The sequence below is a fragment of the Chryseobacterium sp. Bi04 genome (assembly GCF_918698085.1).
Classification (GTDB): Bacteria; Bacteroidota; Bacteroidia; order Flavobacteriales; family Weeksellaceae; genus Chryseobacterium.
Genome location: NZ_CAKKLP010000003.1, coordinates 264,946 through 286,317, shown reverse-complemented (window position 1 = coordinate 286,317; position 21,372 = coordinate 264,946). Strand labels below are relative to the sequence as shown.

15 protein-coding genes are annotated in these 21,372 nt (G+C 34.9%); 8 read left to right on the top strand and 7 right to left on the bottom strand.

The annotated features are described in order from the left end of the window. Positions 1–149 precede the first annotated feature (149 nt). A complete protein-coding gene (locus tag LQV47_RS07560; RefSeq protein ID WP_230035491.1) occupies positions 150–1,979 on the bottom strand; it encodes a cytochrome c peroxidase in 1,830 nt (609 codons plus the stop codon). Between the two features lie 232 nt (positions 1,980–2,211). On the opposite strand from LQV47_RS07560, the gene LQV47_RS07555 reads away from it, so the two are divergent. Together LQV47_RS07555 and LQV47_RS07550 are read left to right on the top strand one after the other, a co-directional pair. Continuing rightward, positions 2,212–2,673 carry a hypothetical protein gene (locus tag LQV47_RS07555; protein WP_230035489.1) on the top strand — a complete coding sequence of 154 codons (462 nt, stop codon included), beginning with the start codon at positions 2,212–2,214 and terminating at the stop codon, positions 2,671–2,673. Between the two features lie 18 nt (positions 2,674–2,691). After that, on the top strand, positions 2,692–3,546 hold the full coding sequence (locus LQV47_RS07550) for a nucleoside phosphorylase (RefSeq protein ID WP_230035487.1): 855 nt from the start codon (positions 2,692–2,694) through the stop codon (positions 3,544–3,546). A 243-nt stretch (positions 3,547–3,789) separates the two neighbouring features. Here LQV47_RS07550 and LQV47_RS07545 read toward each other — a convergent pair whose 3' ends face one another. The 3 genes from LQV47_RS07545 to LQV47_RS07535 all read right to left on the bottom strand — a co-directional run bounded on the left by LQV47_RS07545 (position 3,790) and on the right by LQV47_RS07535 (position 9,462). Next, positions 3,790–4,317, bottom strand: coding sequence for a DUF1697 domain-containing protein (locus tag LQV47_RS07545; RefSeq protein WP_230035485.1), 528 nt, complete (start codon positions 4,315–4,317; stop codon positions 3,790–3,792). 76 nt (positions 4,318–4,393) lie between these two features. Further along, positions 4,394–5,887 (bottom strand): hypothetical protein, encoded by a 1,494-nt coding sequence (locus tag LQV47_RS07540; protein ID WP_230035483.1) that lies wholly within the window; start codon positions 5,885–5,887, stop codon positions 4,394–4,396. 89 nt (positions 5,888–5,976) lie between these two features. Next, entirely contained in the window at positions 5,977–9,462 is a 3,486-nt protein-coding gene (locus LQV47_RS07535) for a DUF2723 domain-containing protein (RefSeq protein WP_230035481.1), read from the bottom strand. 221 nt (positions 9,463–9,683) lie between these two features. Here LQV47_RS07535 and LQV47_RS07530 point away from each other — a divergent pair, with 221 nt between their 5' ends. The 5 genes from LQV47_RS07530 to LQV47_RS07510 all read left to right on the top strand — a co-directional run bounded on the left by LQV47_RS07530 (position 9,684) and on the right by LQV47_RS07510 (position 16,284). After that, positions 9,684–10,721 (top strand): cysteine synthase family protein, encoded by a 1,038-nt coding sequence (locus LQV47_RS07530; protein WP_230035479.1) that lies wholly within the window; start codon positions 9,684–9,686, stop codon positions 10,719–10,721. An 81-nt stretch (positions 10,722–10,802) separates the two neighbouring features. Beyond that, positions 10,803–12,074: a pyridoxal phosphate-dependent aminotransferase family protein gene (locus LQV47_RS07525; RefSeq protein WP_230035654.1), complete on the top strand. Its 1,272-nt coding sequence runs from the start codon at positions 10,803–10,805 to the stop codon at positions 12,072–12,074. A gap of 73 nt (positions 12,075–12,147) precedes the next feature. After that, positions 12,148–13,038: a DMT family transporter gene (locus tag LQV47_RS07520; protein WP_230035477.1), complete on the top strand. Its 891-nt coding sequence runs from the start codon at positions 12,148–12,150 to the stop codon at positions 13,036–13,038. A gap of 218 nt (positions 13,039–13,256) precedes the next feature. Beyond that, positions 13,257–14,000 carry a hypothetical protein gene (locus LQV47_RS07515; protein ID WP_230035475.1) on the top strand — a complete coding sequence of 248 codons (744 nt, stop codon included), beginning with the start codon at positions 13,257–13,259 and terminating at the stop codon, positions 13,998–14,000. Positions 14,001–14,094: 94 nt separating this feature from the next. Continuing rightward, positions 14,095–16,284, top strand: a complete 2,190-nt coding sequence (locus LQV47_RS07510; RefSeq protein ID WP_230035473.1) for a radical SAM protein — start codon at positions 14,095–14,097, stop codon at positions 16,282–16,284. 1,136 nt (positions 16,285–17,420) lie between these two features. On the opposite strand, the gene LQV47_RS07505 is transcribed toward LQV47_RS07510, so the two are convergent. From LQV47_RS07505 to atpD, 3 genes are all read right to left on the bottom strand, one after another. Further along, positions 17,421–18,239, bottom strand: a complete 819-nt coding sequence (locus LQV47_RS07505; protein WP_230035471.1) for a hypothetical protein — start codon at positions 18,237–18,239, stop codon at positions 17,421–17,423. A gap of 81 nt (positions 18,240–18,320) precedes the next feature. Next, entirely contained in the window at positions 18,321–18,602 is a 282-nt protein-coding gene (locus LQV47_RS07500) for a F0F1 ATP synthase subunit epsilon (RefSeq protein ID WP_230035469.1), read from the bottom strand. Positions 18,603–18,700: 98 nt separating this feature from the next. Beyond that, positions 18,701–20,209: a F0F1 ATP synthase subunit beta gene (gene atpD, locus LQV47_RS07495; protein ID WP_230035467.1), complete on the bottom strand. Its 1,509-nt coding sequence runs from the start codon at positions 20,207–20,209 to the stop codon at positions 18,701–18,703. A gap of 204 nt (positions 20,210–20,413) precedes the next feature. On the opposite strand from atpD, the gene LQV47_RS07490 reads away from it, so the two are divergent. After that, positions 20,414–21,334 (top strand): bifunctional riboflavin kinase/FAD synthetase, encoded by a 921-nt coding sequence (locus tag LQV47_RS07490; protein WP_230035465.1) that lies wholly within the window; start codon positions 20,414–20,416, stop codon positions 21,332–21,334. Positions 21,335–21,372 lie beyond the last annotated feature (38 nt).

Sequence of the window (21,372 nt, the reverse complement as noted above, 5' to 3'; positions counted from 1 at the left end):
CAAAATTTTCGGCAGTTATATTGTATTTGACCTGAATTCAGGATAATTTGTTTCCGAAAGACTTTTGTACATCGATCTTTTTGTTAAACCTTATAGGTTTTTGAAACCTATAAGGTTGTGGGCTGGAGCTTATTTTTCCAAAGCCCATATTATTTCGCTTTACTCACGTCAGTAAGAGCATTCAGGAAAGCGATAATCTGCTTGATTTCTGTTGGGCTAAGATTCAGTTTATCGGGAGCTAATGTTTGATTTTTCATTTTTAACCCTAAGCCTTCTCCTCCACCTTCGTTATAAAAATCGAGAACTTCTTCCATTGTATTGAAAGCTCCATTATGGAAATAAGGTTTGGTAAGGGCAATATTTCTTACTGTAACAGTTTTGAATGAGTAATCATAAATCCATGATTTTTCTTTTTTCACCGGGCTTTTTCCTCTTCCAAGATCGGAATCGAGCTCTACAGGAAGCTGACTGACAGGTTTTGTTGTGATTCCTAATACTTCAGATTCATTTTCATTGAAAAGCGGTGGTACTAAACCTGAAAAATGAGGGGCAAAATGACAGGTCGCACAATTGGCTTTTCCCATAAATAAATTAAAGCCTTTTTTAACGTCTTCGGAAACCTCTTTTTCGTTTCTCATAAAACGGTCAAAGTCACTGTCAAAAGAATACAACGAAGCTACATAAGAGCTTAAGGCTTTTGAGAAGTTTTCCTTATTGATTTTACCGTCTTTAAAAGCATTACGGAATTTATTTTTATATTCAGGATCTGTTTTTAATTTGCTGATGATATTTTCATAGCTGGTATTAAACTCTTCTTCATTATAAATGACATGCTCAGCCTGCTGTTCAAGATAAAAAGCCCGAAGATCGTAGAAAAATCTTTTCGCAAAAACAGCATTATAAAGAGACGGTGAATTTCTTAAGACTGTTTTTCCTTCTATATTGCTTGGAGATTTTGCTGTAAGGTCTGTAAAAGCGTTTTCCTGAAGATGGCAGGTTGCACAGCTCATTTTCCCGTTACCACTAAGATTCTGATCGTAGAAAATGGATTTTCCGAGGTTTCTAAGAGAAGGGCTGTCTTCTGAAGATTTTAATAAAGTATAGAAATATGGATCTAAGAAATCACTGCTGAAAAGGTTTTTGTTATCTACATTCCAGCCTGAGAATTCTTTCAAATCGTCAGGTCTGCCGTCCCATCTTCCCAATTCTTCATATAATGGCTGTATATATTTTTTATAAAATTCTATCCTGTCAAAAGTTTCAAAATCTTTATGGGAAGACAGATAGCGGATTCCTTCAGTCAGAATCTGATTGGCTTTTCCAATATTGTAGTTTTTAAAATAAAGATCGTCACTGATATATTTTTTTATTCCCAGAAATGCAGAACGGGCTTCTTCAGACGTATTCAGAGAACCCGGAGTATCAAATCCTGTCACTCCCAAGGTGTAAATTCTGATCAGCTCTATACGTAAAGGCAACGTTTTATTATTTCCTCTGCTTAGTCCATTTTTTACGGTGCTCAGATAGAAATTTGAATAGCTCTTATATAAAAAATCAGTAATGGTTTTAATCTTTTCTTTTTCATTCGTGGCATCTTCGGAGAATATAAGTTCATCCAAAACCTGCAACCCTTCCGGTGGAAGTGTATAAGCTGATGTTCCGGCTGCTTCTATATGGAATAAAGGAGCTGCATTAAGGTGAGTTTTTGTAAATTCAGGATAATGATAGGCAATATAAAATTCTATTTCCTTGAATGAATTTCTGGTACTGCTAAGGGATTTTTGCAATTCTTCAAGGGAAATCTTATCTTCAGAAAACCGGTAAACATCTGATTTCAGCTGTTCCAGCTTACCCTTAAAGTCTGTTAATCCTTTATTGATAAATGTATTTTCGTTTTCCTTTCCTTTGTAAACCGGGTTAAAAGACATTACTGCAAATCCTATTAAAAGGATCACAACAAGCAATGGGTAAGATCTCATTAATTTTTAACGGCAAATCTATTAATCAAATATTATCTTAACTTTAATAGGAGATTAAAAAATGTTTATATTTATAGGTAACAGATTTTTTACTAATTTTAAACCCCGAAATCAAATTCATTATTCTAAGGAGAACGGTTCTTTCGAAAAAAACCGGTGAAAAATAATGGTGAAGGTTACTGGGAGAGGATTTTTTAATATAATTCAACAAATCAAAACTAAAAATAGTAATATGAAAACAAAGTTATTGTTTGCTTGCATGGCCAGCCTGCTTTCTCTTTCTGCTTTTTCGCAAAAGAAAAAACAACAGGAAATGGCTGTTTATGCAGAGAAGAAAGGTAACGACTATTACCTGGTCCGTTTAGAGCAGGGCAAAGATATTCCCAATGTCTATGTATACTCAAATGGAGTTACAAAGCCTTATAAAAATTATACTGAACTAAAAGATGTTGTAATGGAATTTCCCGGAATGATGGAAACCAACAACTCAACTAAGGAAGAGCTTGTTTCTGTTCTCAAAAAGGATAATCATTTCTATGAGATTACCTCACAACGGAAAGATCCTAAAAACTTTGAAAAAACAATTATTACGGTCTACGAAGTCGTTCAGGGACAAAAAAGAATCGTTGAAGAATACGATACGATCTTTGAACTTGCCGGATCTCCTTATAAAGACGCAATTTTCATTAATTAAAATACAAAAATATACATTATGCTCAATAAACTTGCTGCCTCAGAACTTGTTCTGAATGAAGACGGAAGTGTATACCACTTGAATCTTTTACCCGAAGATATCGCTGATAAAATTATCCTTGTGGGTGATCCTGACAGAGTGGCAAAGGTTTCAAAATATTTTGATACGGTAGAAATCAAAAAAAATAAAAGAGAATTTTATACGCATACAGGAACTCTTCGCGGAGAGAGGATCACAGTAATGTCCACAGGTATCGGAACTGAAAACATCGATATCGTAATGAACGAACTGGATGCTTTGGTGAACATCGATCTTAAAAATAAAGAGTTTAAAACTGAACATAAGGCCCTTGAATTATTCCGTATGGGAACTTGCGGAAGTGTAAACCCTGATGTACAGGTTGATAATATGCTGGTTACCCAAAATGTAGTGGGACTAGACGGATTGATGCATTTCTACCAGGATTACAATTTTGAGAACGAATTTTCAAAAAGCTTTCTGGAGAAATTCCCTTACGAAAAAATCAAACCGATGCTTTATTTCTCAGATTGGGCAGAAGAAATGGGAGACTATTATAAAGATGCCAAATACCACGGAAATACGGCTACATTCCCAGGGTTCTATGCTCCACAGGGAAGACAGCTTCGTTTAAAAGCAGTAGATGATCAATTCCTGGAAACTTTAAATGATCTTGGGATCACAAATTTCGAAATGGAAACTTCTGCTATCTATGCTCTTTCAAAATTATTAGGACATAAAGCCATTACTGTGAATAACGTAATTGCCAACAGAAGACGTGGAGAATTCTCTGCAGATCACCATGCTTCTGAGAAAAACCTGATTGAATGGGTATTGGAAAGAATCATTAAATAAGTAGTGCTTCCATTATAATAATTACATACAAAAAGCTATTCTCATTGAGGATAGCTTTTTTGTTTTTATCAGGTTTTGGCTAAAACCGATTGGGATTTATTGTTTTTTAAAAACCCATTTCTATTGAGTATACAGATACTCCTTATCTTAACATTAAGGCATTAAGAAAGTTTGTTTATTATGTACATTAAGAAATCAATAAATTTTTAATTAAGCAATGTTAAGTAGGGCTTCTAAAAAATCTTAGTTCATCTTCTTCAGGATTTTTTCAAAAGTATTGGTATTCCTGCTTGTAAACCGGTCTTTAAGGCTTTTCTTCCCTAAAATTTTCCCAAATGTAGAATCTAAGGTATTTCCTTTTGGAACCTGCCAGTAAAATAAACTGTTGATAATTTCTGCCTTTTCATTTTCCGCCTGGGAAGCTTTTTGAAATTCCTCCATCAAAATATCCTCAATTCCTGGAACTCCCACAAAGGCATAAATATGGAGATCATCACTCTTTTCGAAAGGGATACCATTCCAGAATAATTCTACTTCCTCTTTGGATTTAACAAATAAAAAAGCTTCATAAGAAAAATGCCCGGACATTGCTTTTTCCAGAACTATCTTTAATTCTTCAGCAGTTTTATCTGAAGAAAAAACGATATTTCCGGAAGCGAGTATGGAACTTACATCTTCCATTCCGGCCTCTTTAAAAACCTGGCATACGTCAGCCATTTTCATGTTTGTTCCTTTTACGTTGACACCACGGAGAAAAGCACAGTATTTCATAGGTTGGGTTTGAAGGTTTGAGAGTCGGAGGGTTTGAGAGTTTGGGAGTTTGAGTCCGTCTACCCTTTCAACTTCTTTATTCTATTTTAATGTATAGATTATAATCTGTTCCGGAAGGCTTCAGCTGATAGATTTTTTCCAGTATTTTGTGGTCGCTTTTCAGGTGATCTTTCACTCTGAATTCTTTCAGAAGCCTGTAATGGGTCTGATAATAAACAGCATTAGCATCATTGCCTTCATACAGATTTTTATAGGAAAGAAGATATTTTGGCTTTCTTGTTTTTACTGTATTGATCCAATAATTCGCTTTATCCTTTTTGATTTCTTCCTGAATCTGTTTATCTACCAGCCCTACTTCATCAATTGTTTTTAACTCCGAAAAGTAAGGAACATATCCCGCCGGTTCCAGCAAGATCCATTGATTTTTATCTTTTTCATATTGGTTTAAAAATACCCCTATTGTTCTGCGGTAATTCCATTCTCCATTTCCTGTCGCAATAGAATGAATAGTCTGAAAGGCAAGCATGGGAACAATATAAAATATAATCAATAAAGACAGCCACAGGTTTCTTTTCTCTTTCTGTTCTAAGATAAAAATAAGAACAGGCACGAAAAGCAGAAGCTGTGGAACCCAGTAATACCAATCGAATAAGCTTTTTTGAGAGATAAAAATAATCTGTTTTATCCATCCGAAAATAAAAATCATCCACAGGAAATAATTCCTGTTATTTCTTTGTCTGACCAGGTAAATGAAGCACAGAAGCTCAAAAATCAATACAACAACTGTTACAGGATTAAAATTCCCAGGTACTTTCAGCATTCCCCAGAAATTTCCAAAACTCGCAAAGAAATAATTAATGTGCTGCTGCAGTGTAAAACTTTGCTCATACAGTAATTTCTTTGCTGTGATGGTATTATTGACAAGCTCACCAAAGTAAAACCAGTTGAAGGCTACGGTAAATAAAACACCCCAAATCCCACCAAAGACATAAATCCATCTGATTTTTTTGTTCCAGAAAAGGTCAACCAAAAAAACAATTCCCAGGAAGATTACCGTGTCTATTCTTGTGAACATGATCAGAACCGGAAGTAAGGCCAGCACCCATTTTTTTCCTTTGTAAAAGCCATAATACAGCAATGACATCTCCAGAAAAAATAATAGTCCATATTCCATTCCAAGGATTGAAATTTTAATGGAAGGAGGAAGAATACCTATTAAAAAGATGAAAATAGCTTTATGCAAAGGATTTTTAAGAACCAAATGAGAAAGAAACAATGTCCCTATTGTAAAAAGAAGAGAATTGAAAATCAAAAGAGGTTCAATAAAGTTTTCTTTTCCAAAAACAAAGTTGAAAATATAGGATACAAAAACATACAGATGAGTGGTAGAAGCCGAGATTTTAGTATCTCCATTGAAACCGATCACTCCGTAATCCAGTAAATTCTGAGCGACCCTCCAGGTAATAAATGCATCTTCCTGGATATAGTGCGTTAATAAAAAAAGGAGTTTAAAAAGTACTGTAAAAATTACAGCATAGATGGGGAACCTGCTATTCTTTGTTTCGGACATTCTGTATTTTTAGTTTCACAAATATAGCCTTAAAATTCAGGATTCCCAATAATAAAAAAACGGAACCGAAGTTCCGTTTTTAAAGTATTTTATTGTGTTACCTTGATAATTGCAGTAGTAATCTGATTTTCTTTTTCTTTTGAATACGTAGAATCAAAAGGTTCCATGATATCAAATAAATACTGATAGAATGGTGTGATCTGCTGAACATTTTCAGATTCCTTCATTGCTTTGTCTTTACCCATCTGCTGAAGTTCTTTTACAAAAACATTGAATTTCTTATCAATCGGTTCAATGGATTTTACCAGATAAGCATATGCTTTTTCTTTCTGACCTATTCTTGTATAAGCATCTGTAACTGCAGAAACAATAAGAGAATATTCCATAGGTTTTGTTCTCATCTGTCTTCTCAGATAACTCTGATCCGCTTTAGAAAGGCTTAAATAATAATCATATTCTTCAAAGATTCCTTTCTTAAGTACTTCTGCCAGCTGAAGACCTTTCTGCTCCTGACCTGCAATAATGTATCCTGATACAATTGAACTTAATGAACGGGGATCATTATATTTCTCTGCAGGAATTTCTTTGGCTGCAAGATCCAGAATTTCCAATGCTTTTGCTTTCTGATTATTCAATGCAAGTGCTGAAGCGGCTCTGCTTGCTGACATTCTGTAGCTGATAATATTGGATGTAGCTGTCTCATCAAAGTGGGTATTTAAATTTTTGAAATTCCCCCATCTGAAGTTTTTCACTACATTATACAATGAGTTGGCATCTACTCTTCCCATATCTCCATCCGGAGTTTGAGGCGTATGAATTGGTATTAGCCTGTAGCTGAATCCGTCAAACTGAAGATATTCATTTAGGTAGAAAATATTTTCGCTGTCATAGATTCCTCCTGAGGAGAAATTGATCGGACGTTTCCAGTCGAAGTTTGCCAACAGGTCCAGCAGAATCAGGTTGTTCTTATAAAGCGTGTTTCCTTTGTAAGTGATCATAATCTGATTCGCTACATTCGGAAGATCTTCCGTGTTGATGATTCCTGCTTTCAAAGCATTTTCTTTATTGACAGGAAGGATAAATTTATTAACCGGAAGAATATTATATTTTTCATATTTCTCTTCTCCGAAATACATTTTTAAAAGCTGATCTTTTTCAGGAGACTTGAATTTAATGAACTCAATAGCCTGCTTCAATGTTAAAGAATCCTGAGTAAGATATTTTTTGAATGACTGGAATTCCGTTTCAGGAGCGCCCTGTTCTTTCAACATAGAGAAAACCCCTTCCCAATCTTCTTTCTTCATCATATAGATCTGGTCATTGACACCGTCTCTGTAATCATCATGTGTTAACTGACTTGGGATACCCATTGCATTATACGTTCTTCTTTTCACCTGATCTAAGTTCCATGGTGTTGAAGCAAGGGTAAAGTTAACTACTTTTACATCATCTCTGAATCTTTCAGTTTCCTGAATAGCCCAAACCGGGTAAGTATCATTATCTCCATATACGAACAGGATATCGTTCTTAGGCAGTGATTTTAATACAGAATAAGCATAGTCATACGCTGTATATCTATTGCTTCTGTCGTGAACATTATAGTTCTGGAAGCCCATCATAAATGGTACTCCCAATAAAACAACTCCTAAAGCAATATTAGCACCGTTAGATTTTATTTTGGATTGTAAGAACCAAAGAATAGCACCTGCTCCCAATCCTATCCAGATCGCGAAAGCATAGAAAGAACCTACCATGGCATAATCTCTTTCTCTAGGCTCAAAAGGTTTTACTCCTGTATAGAAAACAATTCCTACACTGGTTAAAATAAATAAAGATAATAAGGCATAAAATCTTCCGAAATCACGGTTCAGTTGGAAAAAGAATCCAATCAAACCTAAAATCAATGGAAGGAAGAAAAATGCTACGGTACTTTCATTTTTAAACTTAGCAGGCATTTTATCCTGATTTCCTACTAATGCATTATCGATAAAAGGAATACCTGAAATCCAGTTTCCTTTTGTACTTTCCATGTTTCCTTCAAGATCATTTTGTCTTCCTACAAAGTTCCACATCAGGTATCTTACAAAGTAATATCCGTTCTGGAAAGAAATGAAATAATCCATATTCTGGAGTAATGAAGGCTTTTGAACATTGATCAGGTTATATGGTTTTACTTTCAGATAATCTGCCGCAGTAATTGATTTATCTTCATATTTCGTTCTCATCTCATCGAAGATCTGCTTAGCCTGTGGGTTATCTGCAACATCTTCATTGCCATAATTGAATGTAAAATCAGGAGCTCCATACATGGCAATATAATTCGCCATTACATCTTTATCTTCACTGAACATTCTTGGCATTAAGCTTATCTGAGACTTATTGAATACATAATTGAAACGATCTCCGGTTTTTCTATACGTTCCGGTTTTTTCATCTTTTTCGTAGATTTCCCCGGTTTTCGTTGTTTTAAAACTTCCGTCTTCATTTTTCTCGATTCCGTTAGCATCAAGAAATGCCGTATAGTTTTGTCCGTAGATCGTTGGCCAGTCACCATACTGTTCTCTGTTGTAATAATCCAACATACCAATAGCTGTATCAGGATCATTAAGGTTCATAGGTGGATTGGCATTTGCTCTGATTGGGATAACCATCCAGCAAGAAAATCCTATCATCATGAAAACCACAGATAAAGCTGCCGTCTGGTATACATTTTTCTTGGCTCTTCTGGCATATTTAATAATAAAATAGCAGATCGCTACCATTAGGATAAATGCAACAATAGTTCCTGAGTGGAAAGGAAGTCCCAGCCCGTTTACGAAGAAAATCTCCAGTCTTCCGAACATGGTCATAATTAAAGGGAAAATAATTTTGAAGACAATAATCAAAATTCCCAGGGTAATAAGGTTTGCCCAGATAAAGTTTTTCCAGGTAAACTTATAATTTCTTGCATAGTATACAAGGCATACTGCAGGGATAGCCAGCATACACATCATGTGTACCCCAACAGAAAGACCTAAAATAAAGAAAATAAGGATGATCCATCTCTCACTGTCAGCAGCTTTATACTCATTCTCCCATTTTGTGATCAACCAGACCAAAAGTGCGATAAACATGGAAGCCATTGAGTATACTTCTCCTTCTACTGCAGAAAACCAAAAGGTATCTGAGAACGTAAAGCAGAGTGCTCCTATTGCTCCAGCAAATAAAATAGAGATTTCCTGATGTTTGGTAATCTCTTCAAAGTCTTTGTTTAAGAGTCTTCTTACAAAATGTGTAATGGTCCAAAACAAAAATAAAATAGTCAGTGCACTGAACAATGCAGACATCGCATTAATTACGATAGAATAATTTTCGCCTTTTCCTAATGCAAAAATGGCTGCCACGGCACCCACAATCTGGAATAAAGCTGCTCCCGGAGCATGCGTTACTTCAAGTTTTACTGCTGAAGAAATGTACTCTCCACAATCCCAAAAACTGAAATTGGGTTCTATCGTGGACAAGTACGTAAAAAACGCAATGACGAAAATCACCCATCCTAAAGCGGTGTTCCATTGCCTAAAAGTCCAATTTTTCATAGTATTAAATCAATTATGCGAAAATAAGGCTTTTATATTATTTTATATTGTTTTTAACAAAATTTAAAAATTTGGCGTAGAATTTGCGATCATACACCTGCTAAAACTGTAAATGAGAAAATAAGTTTTCTAAAATTGACTTCTAGAAATCAAACAAAAGTTTAGTAATTATTTATTTTTTTGTATTTTTGCAGTCAGATTTTTATTGAAAATAACAAGTAATGAGTAATGTTTACGATAATATTCTTGGCCTGATAGGACATACTCCTATGGTGAAGCTAAATACCGTCACAAAAGATATTCCAGCAACCGTTTATGCCAAGTTAGAATCATATAATCCTGGACATTCCACCAAAGATAGAATTGCACTACATATTATAGAAAATGCAGAGCAGAGAGGTTTATTAAAAGAAGATTCTGTAGTTGTAGAAACTACTTCCGGAAATACCGGATTTTCTATTGCAATGGTATGTATCATCAAAGGATATAAATGTATTCTCGCAGTAAGCGACAAAACGAAACCTGAAAAGATTGCTTATCTAAAAGCATTAGGAGCAACTGTATATATATGTCCGGCTAATGTAGCAGCGGATGATCCGAGATCATACTATGAAGTAGCTAAGAGAATCGCTCAGGAAACCCCTAATTCTATTTATATCAATCAGTACTTTAATGAACTGAATATTGATGCCCACTATCAGACTACGGGTCCTGAAATTTGGGAACAGACAGAAGGTAAGGTCACTCACCTTTTTGCATGTACAGGAACAGGTGGTACCCTGTCAGGTTCCGCTAAATTTTTGAAAGAGAAGAATCCGGATATTAAAATTATTGGGGTGGATGCAGATGGATCTATATTAAAAAGCTATCATGAGACGGGAGAAATCCATAAGGAAGATGTTCATCCTTATCAAATTGAAGGTATGGGAAAAAATTTAATTCCTTCTGCCCTTCTTTTTGATAAAGTAGATGAGTTTGTAAGAGTAAATGATGAAATGGCTGCATACAGAACCCGCGAAATTGCTTTAAAAGAGGCCATCATGGGAGGTTATACTACCGGAGCCGTAACGCAGGGGTTAATACAATATGCCCAATCTCACGAACTAACGAAGGATGATATCATTGTCTTGATTTATCCTGATCACGGTTCAAGATATATTACAAAGGTGTACAATGATAAATGGATGGCTGAGCAGGGATTTGTTAATAATTGTGTTCACAATTACGATGAAGTCTTCAAGACAGAGTTTATCAAATAATAATATATAATCACAATATAAATCAAGCCTTTTGCGTGTTCTACAACAAAGGCTTTTTTACTTAAAAATCACGATATAATGTTGGATATTTTTGAAAGAATAAAAGAAAATCCAGGACCTCTTGGACAATTTGCAGATTATGGTGAAGGCTATTTTATTTTCCCAAGATTGGAGGGCCCCATTGGTCCGAGAATGCAATTTCAGGGTAGAGAAGTAATTTTCTGGAGTGCCAATGACTATTTAGGTCTTTGTAACCATCCTGAAGTGAAGGAAGCGGATGCCAATGCAGCTGCAGAATATGGAATGTTTTATCCTATGGGAGCAAGGGCGATGTCCGGAGAGACAGATCAGCACCTTCAGCTGGAAAGAGAATTGGCAGATTTTGTACAAAAAGAATCAGCATATTTATTAAACTTCGGTTACCAGGGAATGGTATCTACCATTGATGCTTTGGTAAGCAGAAATGATGTCATTGTTTATGATATGGATTCTCATGCGTGCATCGTGGATGGAGTAAGACTTCATTCAGGTAAAAGATTTACCTACAGACATAACGATATAGAGAGCCTTGAAAAAAACCTTCAAAGAGCTACTAAAGTTGCTGAAGAAACCGGAGGTGGTATTTTAGTAATTACTGAAGGAGTTTTCGGGATGAGAGGACAGCAAGGAAAAATCAAAGAGATTTGTGATCTTAAATCAAAATATAAGTTCAGACTTTTAGTAGATGATGCCCACGGATTTGGAACGCTTGGTAAAACAGGTGCAGGAGTAGGCGAAGAGCAGGACTGTAATGATCAGATCGATGTATACTTCTCTACGTTCGCAAAATCAATGGCAGGTTTCGGAGCATTCCTTGCGGGTGATAAAGAAATCATCAGATATCTGAAATTTAACTTAAGGTCTCAAATTTTCGCTAAATCTCTTACCATGCCAATGGTAATCGGAGGTTTAAAAAGATTGGAACTATTGAGATCAAGACCAGAGATCAAAGCAAAACTTTGGGAGAATGTTGAAAAATTGCAGAGTGGTCTTAAAGAAAGAGGGTTTAATATCGGTGATACCAATACATGTGTAACTCCGGTTATGATGCAGGGAACTCCGGTAGAAGCAACTCTATTGGTTAAAGACTTAAGAGAAAATTACGGTATTTTTACATCTGTTGTTGTATATCCTGTAATTCCAAAAGGAATGATTCTTTTAAGATTAATTCCTACAGCATCTCATACCGATGCAGAGATTAATGAAACTCTCGCAGCGTTTGAAGCTATTCATGATAAATTAGTAAGTGGTTACTATAAAGAGCAGGAACAGCTCTTACTGCAGGAACAGGGATTAAGTTTTAAGCCGATTTAATCATAAACATACAAAAACCACTGATTGATTCAGTGGTTTTTTATTTAAAAACTATAAAAGCTATACAAACGAAATGAAGCTCAGAGGATATATGTTGGGAACGCTGTCTGCTGTTTCCTATGGATTGATTCCTATTTTTATTCTGCCCATCAAGCAGGCGCATTTTTCAGTAGATGTAACCTTATTTTACAGGTTTTTCTTTTCTGCTTTACTGGTAGGTGGATATCTCCTCTATTCTAAAGAGAGTTTCAAAATCAATAAGAAAGAATTGTTGATATTAGCTGTTCTGGGAATCTGCTATGCTTTGTCTTCGGAGTTTTTATTTTTAGGCTACGACTTTCTCACCCCAGGTATCGCTTCTACTGTTTTATTTATTTATCCTGTTATTGTAGCTTTGATTATGTTCTTTTTCTATAAGGAAAAGCTCAACAGGCTGTCTATAGTATCATTGCTATTTGCTTTTGCAGGCGTTATTGTTTTATGTTTAAAAGGAAACGGACTGGACATCAACTTTACAGGATTGGGAGTTGTCATGCTGAGTTCTCTTTTTTATGCATTATATATGGTTATTGTCAATAAATCAGATCTCAAGGTTTCCGGATTTAAGCTGTCTTTTTATTCCATGCTTATCACATCTCTGTTTTTTATGACAAAGACAGGTTTGGAGGGAGGATCTTTAACGATACCTTCCCTATCTCTATTTTTTAATTTTCTCATTTTTGCTTTTCTGACTACCGTTATTTCCAGCTTATGCCTGGTATACGCCATTAAATACATAGGATCCACTCCCACGGCAATACTTGGCGCTTTGGAACCTGTAGTTGCCGTAATGGTAAGTGTACTGATATTTCATGAAAAGTTCACAACTAATCTGTTCATCGGTATTACGCTGATTCTTTTAGCAGTTACCCTTAATGTGATTGCCGGCAACAGGAAGTCGAAAATTAATCAATGCACGGCCTAAAGTGGCTTGCTGATAATTACTTATGTCATTACAAAATTTTTATATTATATTTACTCAACAATTGATGGGTAATAACTATGCAAATTATTCAAAAGATCATTTTTTCTTTTATTACTAGAATATTCTTATGTTTAGTTTTATTTTTTTCGGAGCCGGTATCGTTGCAGTTTAGATTTCTATGTGTGATCATTTTCTGTATTCCCTGGATCAGGTTTTTTATGAATGACACAGATAGGAAAAATATCGATCAGTCAATTTATTATAAACTTCTATTTCTTACCACACCTGTTTTATATATTTTTATAGCCTGGAAAATCTTTGAACTGTATCATTTCAGTTTAATAACCCAGCTAGTTTTATTCTCTTTACCGGTAATAGCAGGGCTTTATATAAAATCGAAAGATAAAGATATGTCAAAGAACTCTCAAAGTATCTTACAGACTATGAGTTTCTATTCTATCCTCTTTTTCTTAGCACTTAATGTATCCTTTGACTTTTCCAAACCATTATCGAAAGTATACTTAATTACTGATAAAGCCATTTCTACAGAAGAAAAAACAGATTCGGATGGTTATTCTGAAATTACAAACTATCAGTTTATGACGATTCCGAAAGAAAAAATGAATCCGGTTCCATTTTGGAAAGATGTATCAGCAACGGAACATACAGACATTTATCCAACAACTGATCATCATAATCCCACCAAAACATTCCTCATTATTCAAAATATGAAATATGAAATTCTTGACAAAAAATTTAAAATTATCAGGGATAAAAATAGTGATGGATATTTGCGTTCCTACTATCTAAAAGAATATACAAAGCCTGATGTAATCAATGTAAGGCGCAAAACTTATAATCAATTTGGAAAAGGAGATTATCTCGATATTGAAACATATCCCGGATTATTTGGTATAGGATGGACCTATTATCACTGGAAACATAATCATTACTATCAATAAGGCTTTTGAAAACACTTTTATAATTTTCGTTAAATATCAGTAAAAATCTTTGCTCTTTTAGATTTAAAACTTATAACTTTGCAAAAATTTTCTGTTGAAAGATCTGCTTCTTATCACCCCACCTTTTACCCAACTCAATACTCCTTATCCCGCAACAGCTTATATCAAAGGATTTTTGAACACCAAAGATATTTCCAGCTATCAGCTTGATCTGGGTATTGATGTTATTTTAGAATTGTTCTCTAGAGATGGGCTTAAAAAGGTTTTTGATAAAAATATTGATCTTCAGATTTCTACTGAAAATACACAGAGAATATTTGCTTTAAGAGAAGAGTATTTAAAAACCATTGACCAAGTAATTTCTTTTTTACAGGGTAAAAATCCAACATTAGCCAGACAGATCTGCAGCATGAATTTTCTGCCCGAAGCTTCCCGCTTCAACCAACTGGATGATATGGATTTTGCTTTCGGAAATATGGGTTTACAGGATAAAGCCAAACATTTGGCCACCTTATACCTGGAAGATATCTCAGACTATATCATTGAAAATAATGATCCTGATTTCGGATTCAGCAGATATGCAGAACGCCTTGGGAAAAGTGCCAATTCTTTTGACGAGCTGTATTCAAAATTAGCCGGTCCACAAACATTTATTGATGATTTTACATTGAAAATTCTCCAGGATGAAATAGAAAATATACAGCCTAAACTGGTTTGTTTTTCAATTCCTTTTCCCGGAAATTTGTACTCGGCTTTTAAGTGTGCTCAGTTTATTAAAAAGAACTTTCCTCACATTAAAATAGCTATGGGAGGAGGTTTTCCCAATACAGAATTAAGAGAGGTTAAAGATCAGAGAGTTTTTGAATTCTTTGATTTTATCACCTTGGATGACGGTGAACTTCCTATTGAATTACTTTGTCAAAACGTATTGCATCCTGTAGAAGAATTTGAATATAAAAGAACTTTTTTAATTGAAAATCAGGAAGTTGCCTATAAAAACAATTCCAAAAGACACGATTATAAGCAGGCTGAAATTGGTACTCCGGACTATACAGATTTAAAATTAGACCAGTATATTTCCGTTATTGAAATTGCCAATCCCATGCACAGCTTATGGAGTGACGGCAGATGGAACAAACTGACCATGGCTCATGGATGTTATTGGGGTAAATGTACCTTCTGTGATATTTCCTTAGATTATATTAAAATCTATGAACCTATCTCTGCCAAAATTTTGGTAGACAGAATGGAAGAACTCATCAAAACAACCGGTGAAACAGGTTTTCATTTTGTAGATGAAGCAGCACCTCCAGCTTTGATGAGAGAAGTTGCACTGGAAATTCTCAGAAGAAATCTTGTCGTAACATGGTGGACCAATATCCGTTTTGAAAAAAGCTTTACCAGTGATTTATGCTATCTTTTAAAATTATCTGGATGCGTTGCCGTTTCAGGAGGTCTTGAAGTAGCCAGTGACCGGTTATTAAAATTAATTGATAAAGGAGTTTCTGTGGAGCAGGTGGCCAAAGTAACGAAAAATTTTACTGAAGCTGGAATTATGGTTCATGCCTATCTGATGTATGGCTACCCTACCCAAACTGTTCAGGAAACAATAGACTCACTGGAGATGATTCGTCAAATGTTTGAAATGGGAATTCTTCAAAGTGGATTCTGGCATCAGTTTGCCATGACTGCCCATTCACCTGTAGGAATCAATCCCGAAGATTTCGGAGTTATTCCGGTAAAACAGGAAATTCTATTCGCAAACAATGACATCGACTTTAAAGATAAAACAGGAATCGATCATAATAAATTCAGCTTTGGATTAAAAAAATCCCTCTTCAATTATATGCATGGAATTAATTTTGAAATTCCCCTTCAGGAATGGTTCGATTTTAAAATTCCAAGAACAACAATTCATCCTGATCATATTCATGACTGTCTTTTAGAAGATGATTCATTTGCTTTTAAAGGAAACTCAAAAATTGTGTTTTTAACTAAAAATGTAATCGCTGAGAATCGCGTAAAAACAAAAAAGAAACATTCTGGTACGTACACATTAATTACATTCCACTTAAAAACCAATATCGTGAAGATCGAGCTGGAGCAAGAGAAAGCTGATTGGTTACTGAATGTATTGCAGGAGAACTCTATAGAAAGTTCGAAAAAGATTACAGCTCAACAACTTAAGAATCAGTTTGAAGAAAATTTTGAGGATTTTGAGCTTTTCTGGTTCTCAAAACCAATGCAGCAATTAAAAGAAAACGGGGTCATTTTGAGTTTATAAAATTTCAGTTTTTTCTCAGGGATTTTGAAAAATTCCATAGATTTTTCAATTTAAGGTATAAAAATGATTTTTTTTAAAAGTGAAAACGGTACGGAAAAGTCTGCACCATTCTTTTATGCATTTATAGAATACTTCTCTATTAGGTTTTGGCTAAAGCCAATTAATTTTTAAAATTATTGATGAACGAATGGGCTAAAGCCCATTCCTATTGAATACAACTTTTGTAGATTTTGCAGATTTTTTTATTATATGATAAAAACATTTAGTTTGTCATTCCGGAGGAATCCAGATTGTATTTCTATATTAATAACGTTGAGATTCCTGCGGAATGACAAAGGTTGTGGTAGATTTTGGATGAAGTTTAATTTTTATTGAAGACAATACGCGCAGGCTTTGCGGATCAAGCAAATCCTTTTTTATTATATAAAAGCGCTCAGTTTGTCATTCCGGAGGAATCCAGATTGTATTTCTATATTAACAACGTTGAGATTCCTGCGGAATGACAAAGACTGTGGTAGATTTTGGATGAAGTTTAATTTTTATTGAAAGATCATATGCTCGCAGGCTTTGCGGATCAAGCAAATCCTTTTTATTATATGATAAAAGCGCTCAGTTTGTCATTCCGGAGGAATCCAGATTGTATTTTTATATTAACAACGTTGAGATTCCTGCGGAATGACAAAGACTGTGGTAGATTTTGGATGAAGTTTAATTTTTATTGAAGGCAATACGCTCGCAGGCTTTGCGGATCAAGCAAAGCTTTTTTATTATACGATAAAAGCGCTCAGTTTGTCATTCCGGAGGAATCCAGATTGTATTTTTATATTAACAACGTTGAGATTCCTGCGGAATGACAATGATTGTGGTAGATTTTGGATGAAGTTTAATTTTTATTGAAGACAATACGCGCGCAGGCTTTGCGGATCAATCAAATCCTTTATACGATAAAAGCGCTCAGTTTGTCATTCCGGAGGAATCCAGATTGTATTTCTATATTAACAACGTTGAGATTCCTGCGGAATGACAAAGACTGTGGTAGATTTTGGATGAAGTTTAATTTTTATTGAAGGTAATACGCTCACGGATTTTGCAAACCAAGCCTATCTTACGATAAGAACCTTTTCCATTGAAAGTTTTTAATTAGCTGTATCTTTTACAACAGGGCCAACGGATACTTTTTCCTGAGTTTTAATAAAATTGGGATCCATAATAGCCATGCGTTCTGCAAGTGCCTTATAAGTTGGAAATTTTAAGATAGAAGCTCTGCCCGACATTTCCTTATAAATTGTAAAAGACTTACCGCCAGCACTTTTCAATTGTTTTGTGGTTGTAATATACCGTCCGATATATTTACTTTTAGCATCATAAATCTCAATATCTATAAAAGTTTTATCCATGATCGTATCGTCTGAACCAAAACTTACAGGTAAATTGGTAAAATATCCCACCGGAACACCATTGCTTAGGATTTCGCCTACTTTATTGACCTCAATATTCAGTTTATCAATCTTTTTCCTGATGGTATAAGCTTCTTTTGTTTTACTGTCCAGCTTTCTTTTAGGCATGTTCGAAAACAGTTCATCAAGATTTTTTACATTGATTCCTTTATTATCAATTATTTTAAGCCCCTTCACAGAGGTGTAGACGGCAGATTTTTCTTCCCCGGAAAATGCCGACGGTGAAATATAATCCAGTTCTATTACTTTATCCCTGTTATACACCCTATTAATTTCTATGTAGCTGTCTCTCACCGAGTCAACGATACTTTTATCAATAAATTTTATCGTATATAGCGGTGTTTCCTTTAAATCCATAAAGGTATAATTATTGGATTTATTGGAGAGTTTTGCTACCGGAATTCCGTCTAAGTTAATAATTCCTCTTTTGGTTTTAATATTCTGGGCATTGAGGAAAACTCCCAGAAGCGTAAAGAATATAATGATACTTTTCTTCATAGAACCAGCCTTTTACATAAAATAAAAAAAGTGTAACACAAAGTTACACTTTCTTGAAAATATATTTAGCTTTTCATTTAATTATTCACAAAGGATAATTCCTTTATTATGATTAAATTCTACAACACCGCTTTTGATAGAATAAGAAAAAACAGAGTCTTTCTCATTTTCTTTAGTAAAGTTTTTAGCAAAAGCTTCATCAATTGAATTAGCAAAAAGCTTCACTTTACCACCGATTAAAGAAGAAACAATTCCTGCGTGGTTTTGCATGATGTGAAATTCACCATTTTTTCCAGGCAACAATACTGAGTTTACTTCTCCTTCAAAAACTACGTATTCTGGTGTTAAAATTTTTATATTCATTTAATTTAGATTAAAAGATTAAAAGATTGAAGATTAAAAGATTTTTGACAAACATTATATGTCTCTCATCTCATGTCTAAAAATCTTATGTCTAATTATTAAGCGTTTTCAGCTAACATTTTTTGTCCTGCTTCGATAGCTTCTTCGATGGTTCCTTTCAAGTTGAAAGCAGCTTCTGGTAAGTGATCTAATTCACCATCCATAATCATGTTGAAACCTTTGATTGTATCTTTGATATCTACCAATGATCCAGGAATACCTGTAAACTGTTCTGCTACGTGGAAAGGCTGAGATAGGAATCTCTGAACTTTTCTTGCACGGTAAACTACAGATTTATCTTCTTCAGAAAGTTCTTCCATACCAAGGATAGCAATGATATCCTGAAGCGCTTTGTATCTTTGAAGAATTTCTTTTACTCTTTGAGCACAGTCATAATGTTCGTGACCAATAACTTCCGGAGAAAGGATTCTTGAAGTAGAAGCTAGAGGATCTACCGCTGGGTAAATACCTAATGAAGCAATCTTTCTGTCAAGTACCGTTGTTGCATCCAAGTGAGCAAACGTAGTTGCAGGAGCCGGGTCAGTTAAGTCATCCGCAGGTACGTATACCGCCTGTACTGAAGTAATTGAACCATTTTTAGTGGAAGTAATTCTTTCCTGCATCGCTCCCATTTCAGAAGCAAGAGTTGGTTGGTAACCTACCGCTGATGGCATACGACCAAGAAGTGCAGATACCTCAGAACCAGCTTGTGTAAAACGGAAGATGTTATCTACGAAGAAAAGTACATCTCTACCTTGTCCGCTTTCTCCACCATCTCTATAATACTCAGCCAATGTAAGACCAGAAAGTGCTACTCTAGCTCTTGCACCTGGTGGCTCGTTCATTTGTCCGAAAACGAATGCCGCTTTAGATTCTTTCATAGCTTCTAAGTCTACTTTAGAAAGATCCCAACCTCCATTTTCCATAGAGTGCATGAAATCATCACCATACTTGATAATTCCTGATTCCAGCATCTCTCTTAAAAGGTCATTTCCTTCTCTCGTTCTTTCACCTACTCCGGCAAAAACTGAAAGACCTCCGTGTCCTTTTGCAATATTGTTAATCAACTCCTGGATCAATACTGTTTTACCTACACCGGCACCACCGAACAAACCAATTTTACCTCCTTTTGCGTAAGGCTCCACTAAGTCGATTACTTTAATACCTGTAAATAAAACTTCTGCAGAAGTTGAAAGTTGATCAAATTTTGGAGCTTCTCTGTGAATTGGAAGTCCTCCCTCTTTAGAAATATTCTGAAGTCCGTCGATAGCATCACCAACAACGTTGAATAGTCTTCCGTTTACAGCCTCTCCGATTGGCATAGTAATAGGATTTCCGTATCCAATTACTTCTTGCCCTCTCTTAAGACCATCAGTAGCGTCCATTGCGATACATCTTACTGTATCTTCGCCAATATGTTGTTCTACCTCTAAAACTACTTTTTCACCGTTTTCTTTTGTAATTTCTAACGCGTCATAGATGCTAGGAACAGATTCCACATCTGTGAAGACAACGTCGATTACCGGACCAATAATTTGAGAAATTTTACCTTTAATTTGGTTTGCCATTGCTAAATTTTTTCTTGGTGCAAATATAGTGATTCTTCATAAACCCACAATTGGTAAAAAAAAGATTTTTATCATGCTTTTTCAGTAATGTAGCAAGATAATATTTTCCCAATGCAACAATATTTATCATTGAAATAATTGATACACTGTTATATTGATACATTGGCACATTATTTCTATATTTGCAGTCAAAATTTTTCCGTTTTGAAAGTTTTCAAAAATTTTACAGATTATTCTTCTCAAAAGCCTTTAGCATTGTCTTTAGGTATGTTTGACGGGGTACATCTTGGGCATAAAAGCATTATTGATGAGTTGATAACAATAGGTACAGAAAACAATCTGGAGACAGCAATTCTTACTTTTTGGCCACATCCCAGGTTTATTTTTAACCCCAATGAAGATTTAAAACTTCTGAATACTTTGGAAGAAAAGAAGCAGCTTATTGAAAAATATGGTATTGCCCATTTATTTCTGAAAGAATTTGATGAAGAGTTCAGAAACCTAACAGGTGAAGAGTTTGTGCGTCAGATTTTAATTGATAAGCTCAATGTAAAGTACCTGATTATAGGCTATGACCATTCTTTTGGGAAGAATAAAAGCGGAAATTTTGAATTGCTTCAAAAACTATCCAAAGAACTGGATTTTGAGGTTGAGCAAATGGAAGCGATCAATATTCACGAAAATAATATCAGTTCAACTAAAGTACGTAATGCTCTTTTAACCGGAAATATTAAAGAAGCCAATGAAATGCTGGGATACTCCTACTCTGTTTCCGGAACTGTAGTTCATGGGAAAAAGATCGGAAGAACCATTGGTTATCCAACAGCCAATATCGATACAGAATCAATTAAGCTATTACCTAAAAAAGGAGCTTATATTGTTGAAGTTGAAGTAAAAGGAAATCAATATAAAGGGATGTTGAGCATTGGAACCAATCCTACAGTAAACGGAGACAAACTAACCGTTGAAGTATACATTCTCAATTTTGATGATGATATTTACGGTGAGAAAATTACCGTCAGATTCAGAGATTTCCTTCATGATGAGATCAAGTTTGAAGGACTGGAAAAACTTATTGAAAGACTGGATGAGGATAAAAGATTAACAGAAGAATTTAATTTTTAAATAAAAACTGTTTCACACATTATGCATGAAACAGCTCG

Coding starts and splice junctions, on each gene's coding strand:
- LQV47_RS07560 (WP_230035491.1), bottom strand. CDS start 1,979: ATGAGATCTTACCCATTGCTTGTTGTGATCCTTTTAATAGGATTTGCA.
- LQV47_RS07555 (WP_230035489.1), top strand. CDS start 2,212: ATGAAAACAAAGTTATTGTTTGCTTGCATGGCCAGCCTGCTTTCTCTT.
- LQV47_RS07550 (WP_230035487.1), top strand. CDS start 2,692: ATGCTCAATAAACTTGCTGCCTCAGAACTTGTTCTGAATGAAGACGGA.
- LQV47_RS07545 (WP_230035485.1), bottom strand. CDS start 4,317: ATGAAATACTGTGCTTTTCTCCGTGGTGTCAACGTAAAAGGAACAAAC.
- LQV47_RS07540 (WP_230035483.1), bottom strand. CDS start 5,887: ATGTCCGAAACAAAGAATAGCAGGTTCCCCATCTATGCTGTAATTTTT.
- LQV47_RS07535 (WP_230035481.1), bottom strand. CDS start 9,462: ATGAAAAATTGGACTTTTAGGCAATGGAACACCGCTTTAGGATGGGTG.
- LQV47_RS07530 (WP_230035479.1), top strand. CDS start 9,684: ATGAGTAATGTTTACGATAATATTCTTGGCCTGATAGGACATACTCCT.
- LQV47_RS07520 (WP_230035477.1), top strand. CDS start 12,148: ATGAAGCTCAGAGGATATATGTTGGGAACGCTGTCTGCTGTTTCCTAT.
- LQV47_RS07515 (WP_230035475.1), top strand. CDS start 13,257: ATGAATGACACAGATAGGAAAAATATCGATCAGTCAATTTATTATAAA.
- LQV47_RS07505 (WP_230035471.1), bottom strand. CDS start 18,239: ATGAAGAAAAGTATCATTATATTCTTTACGCTTCTGGGAGTTTTCCTC.
- LQV47_RS07500 (WP_230035469.1), bottom strand. CDS start 18,602: ATGAATATAAAAATTTTAACACCAGAATACGTAGTTTTTGAAGGAGAA.
- atpD (WP_230035467.1), bottom strand. CDS start 20,209: ATGGCAAACCAAATTAAAGGTAAAATTTCTCAAATTATTGGTCCGGTA.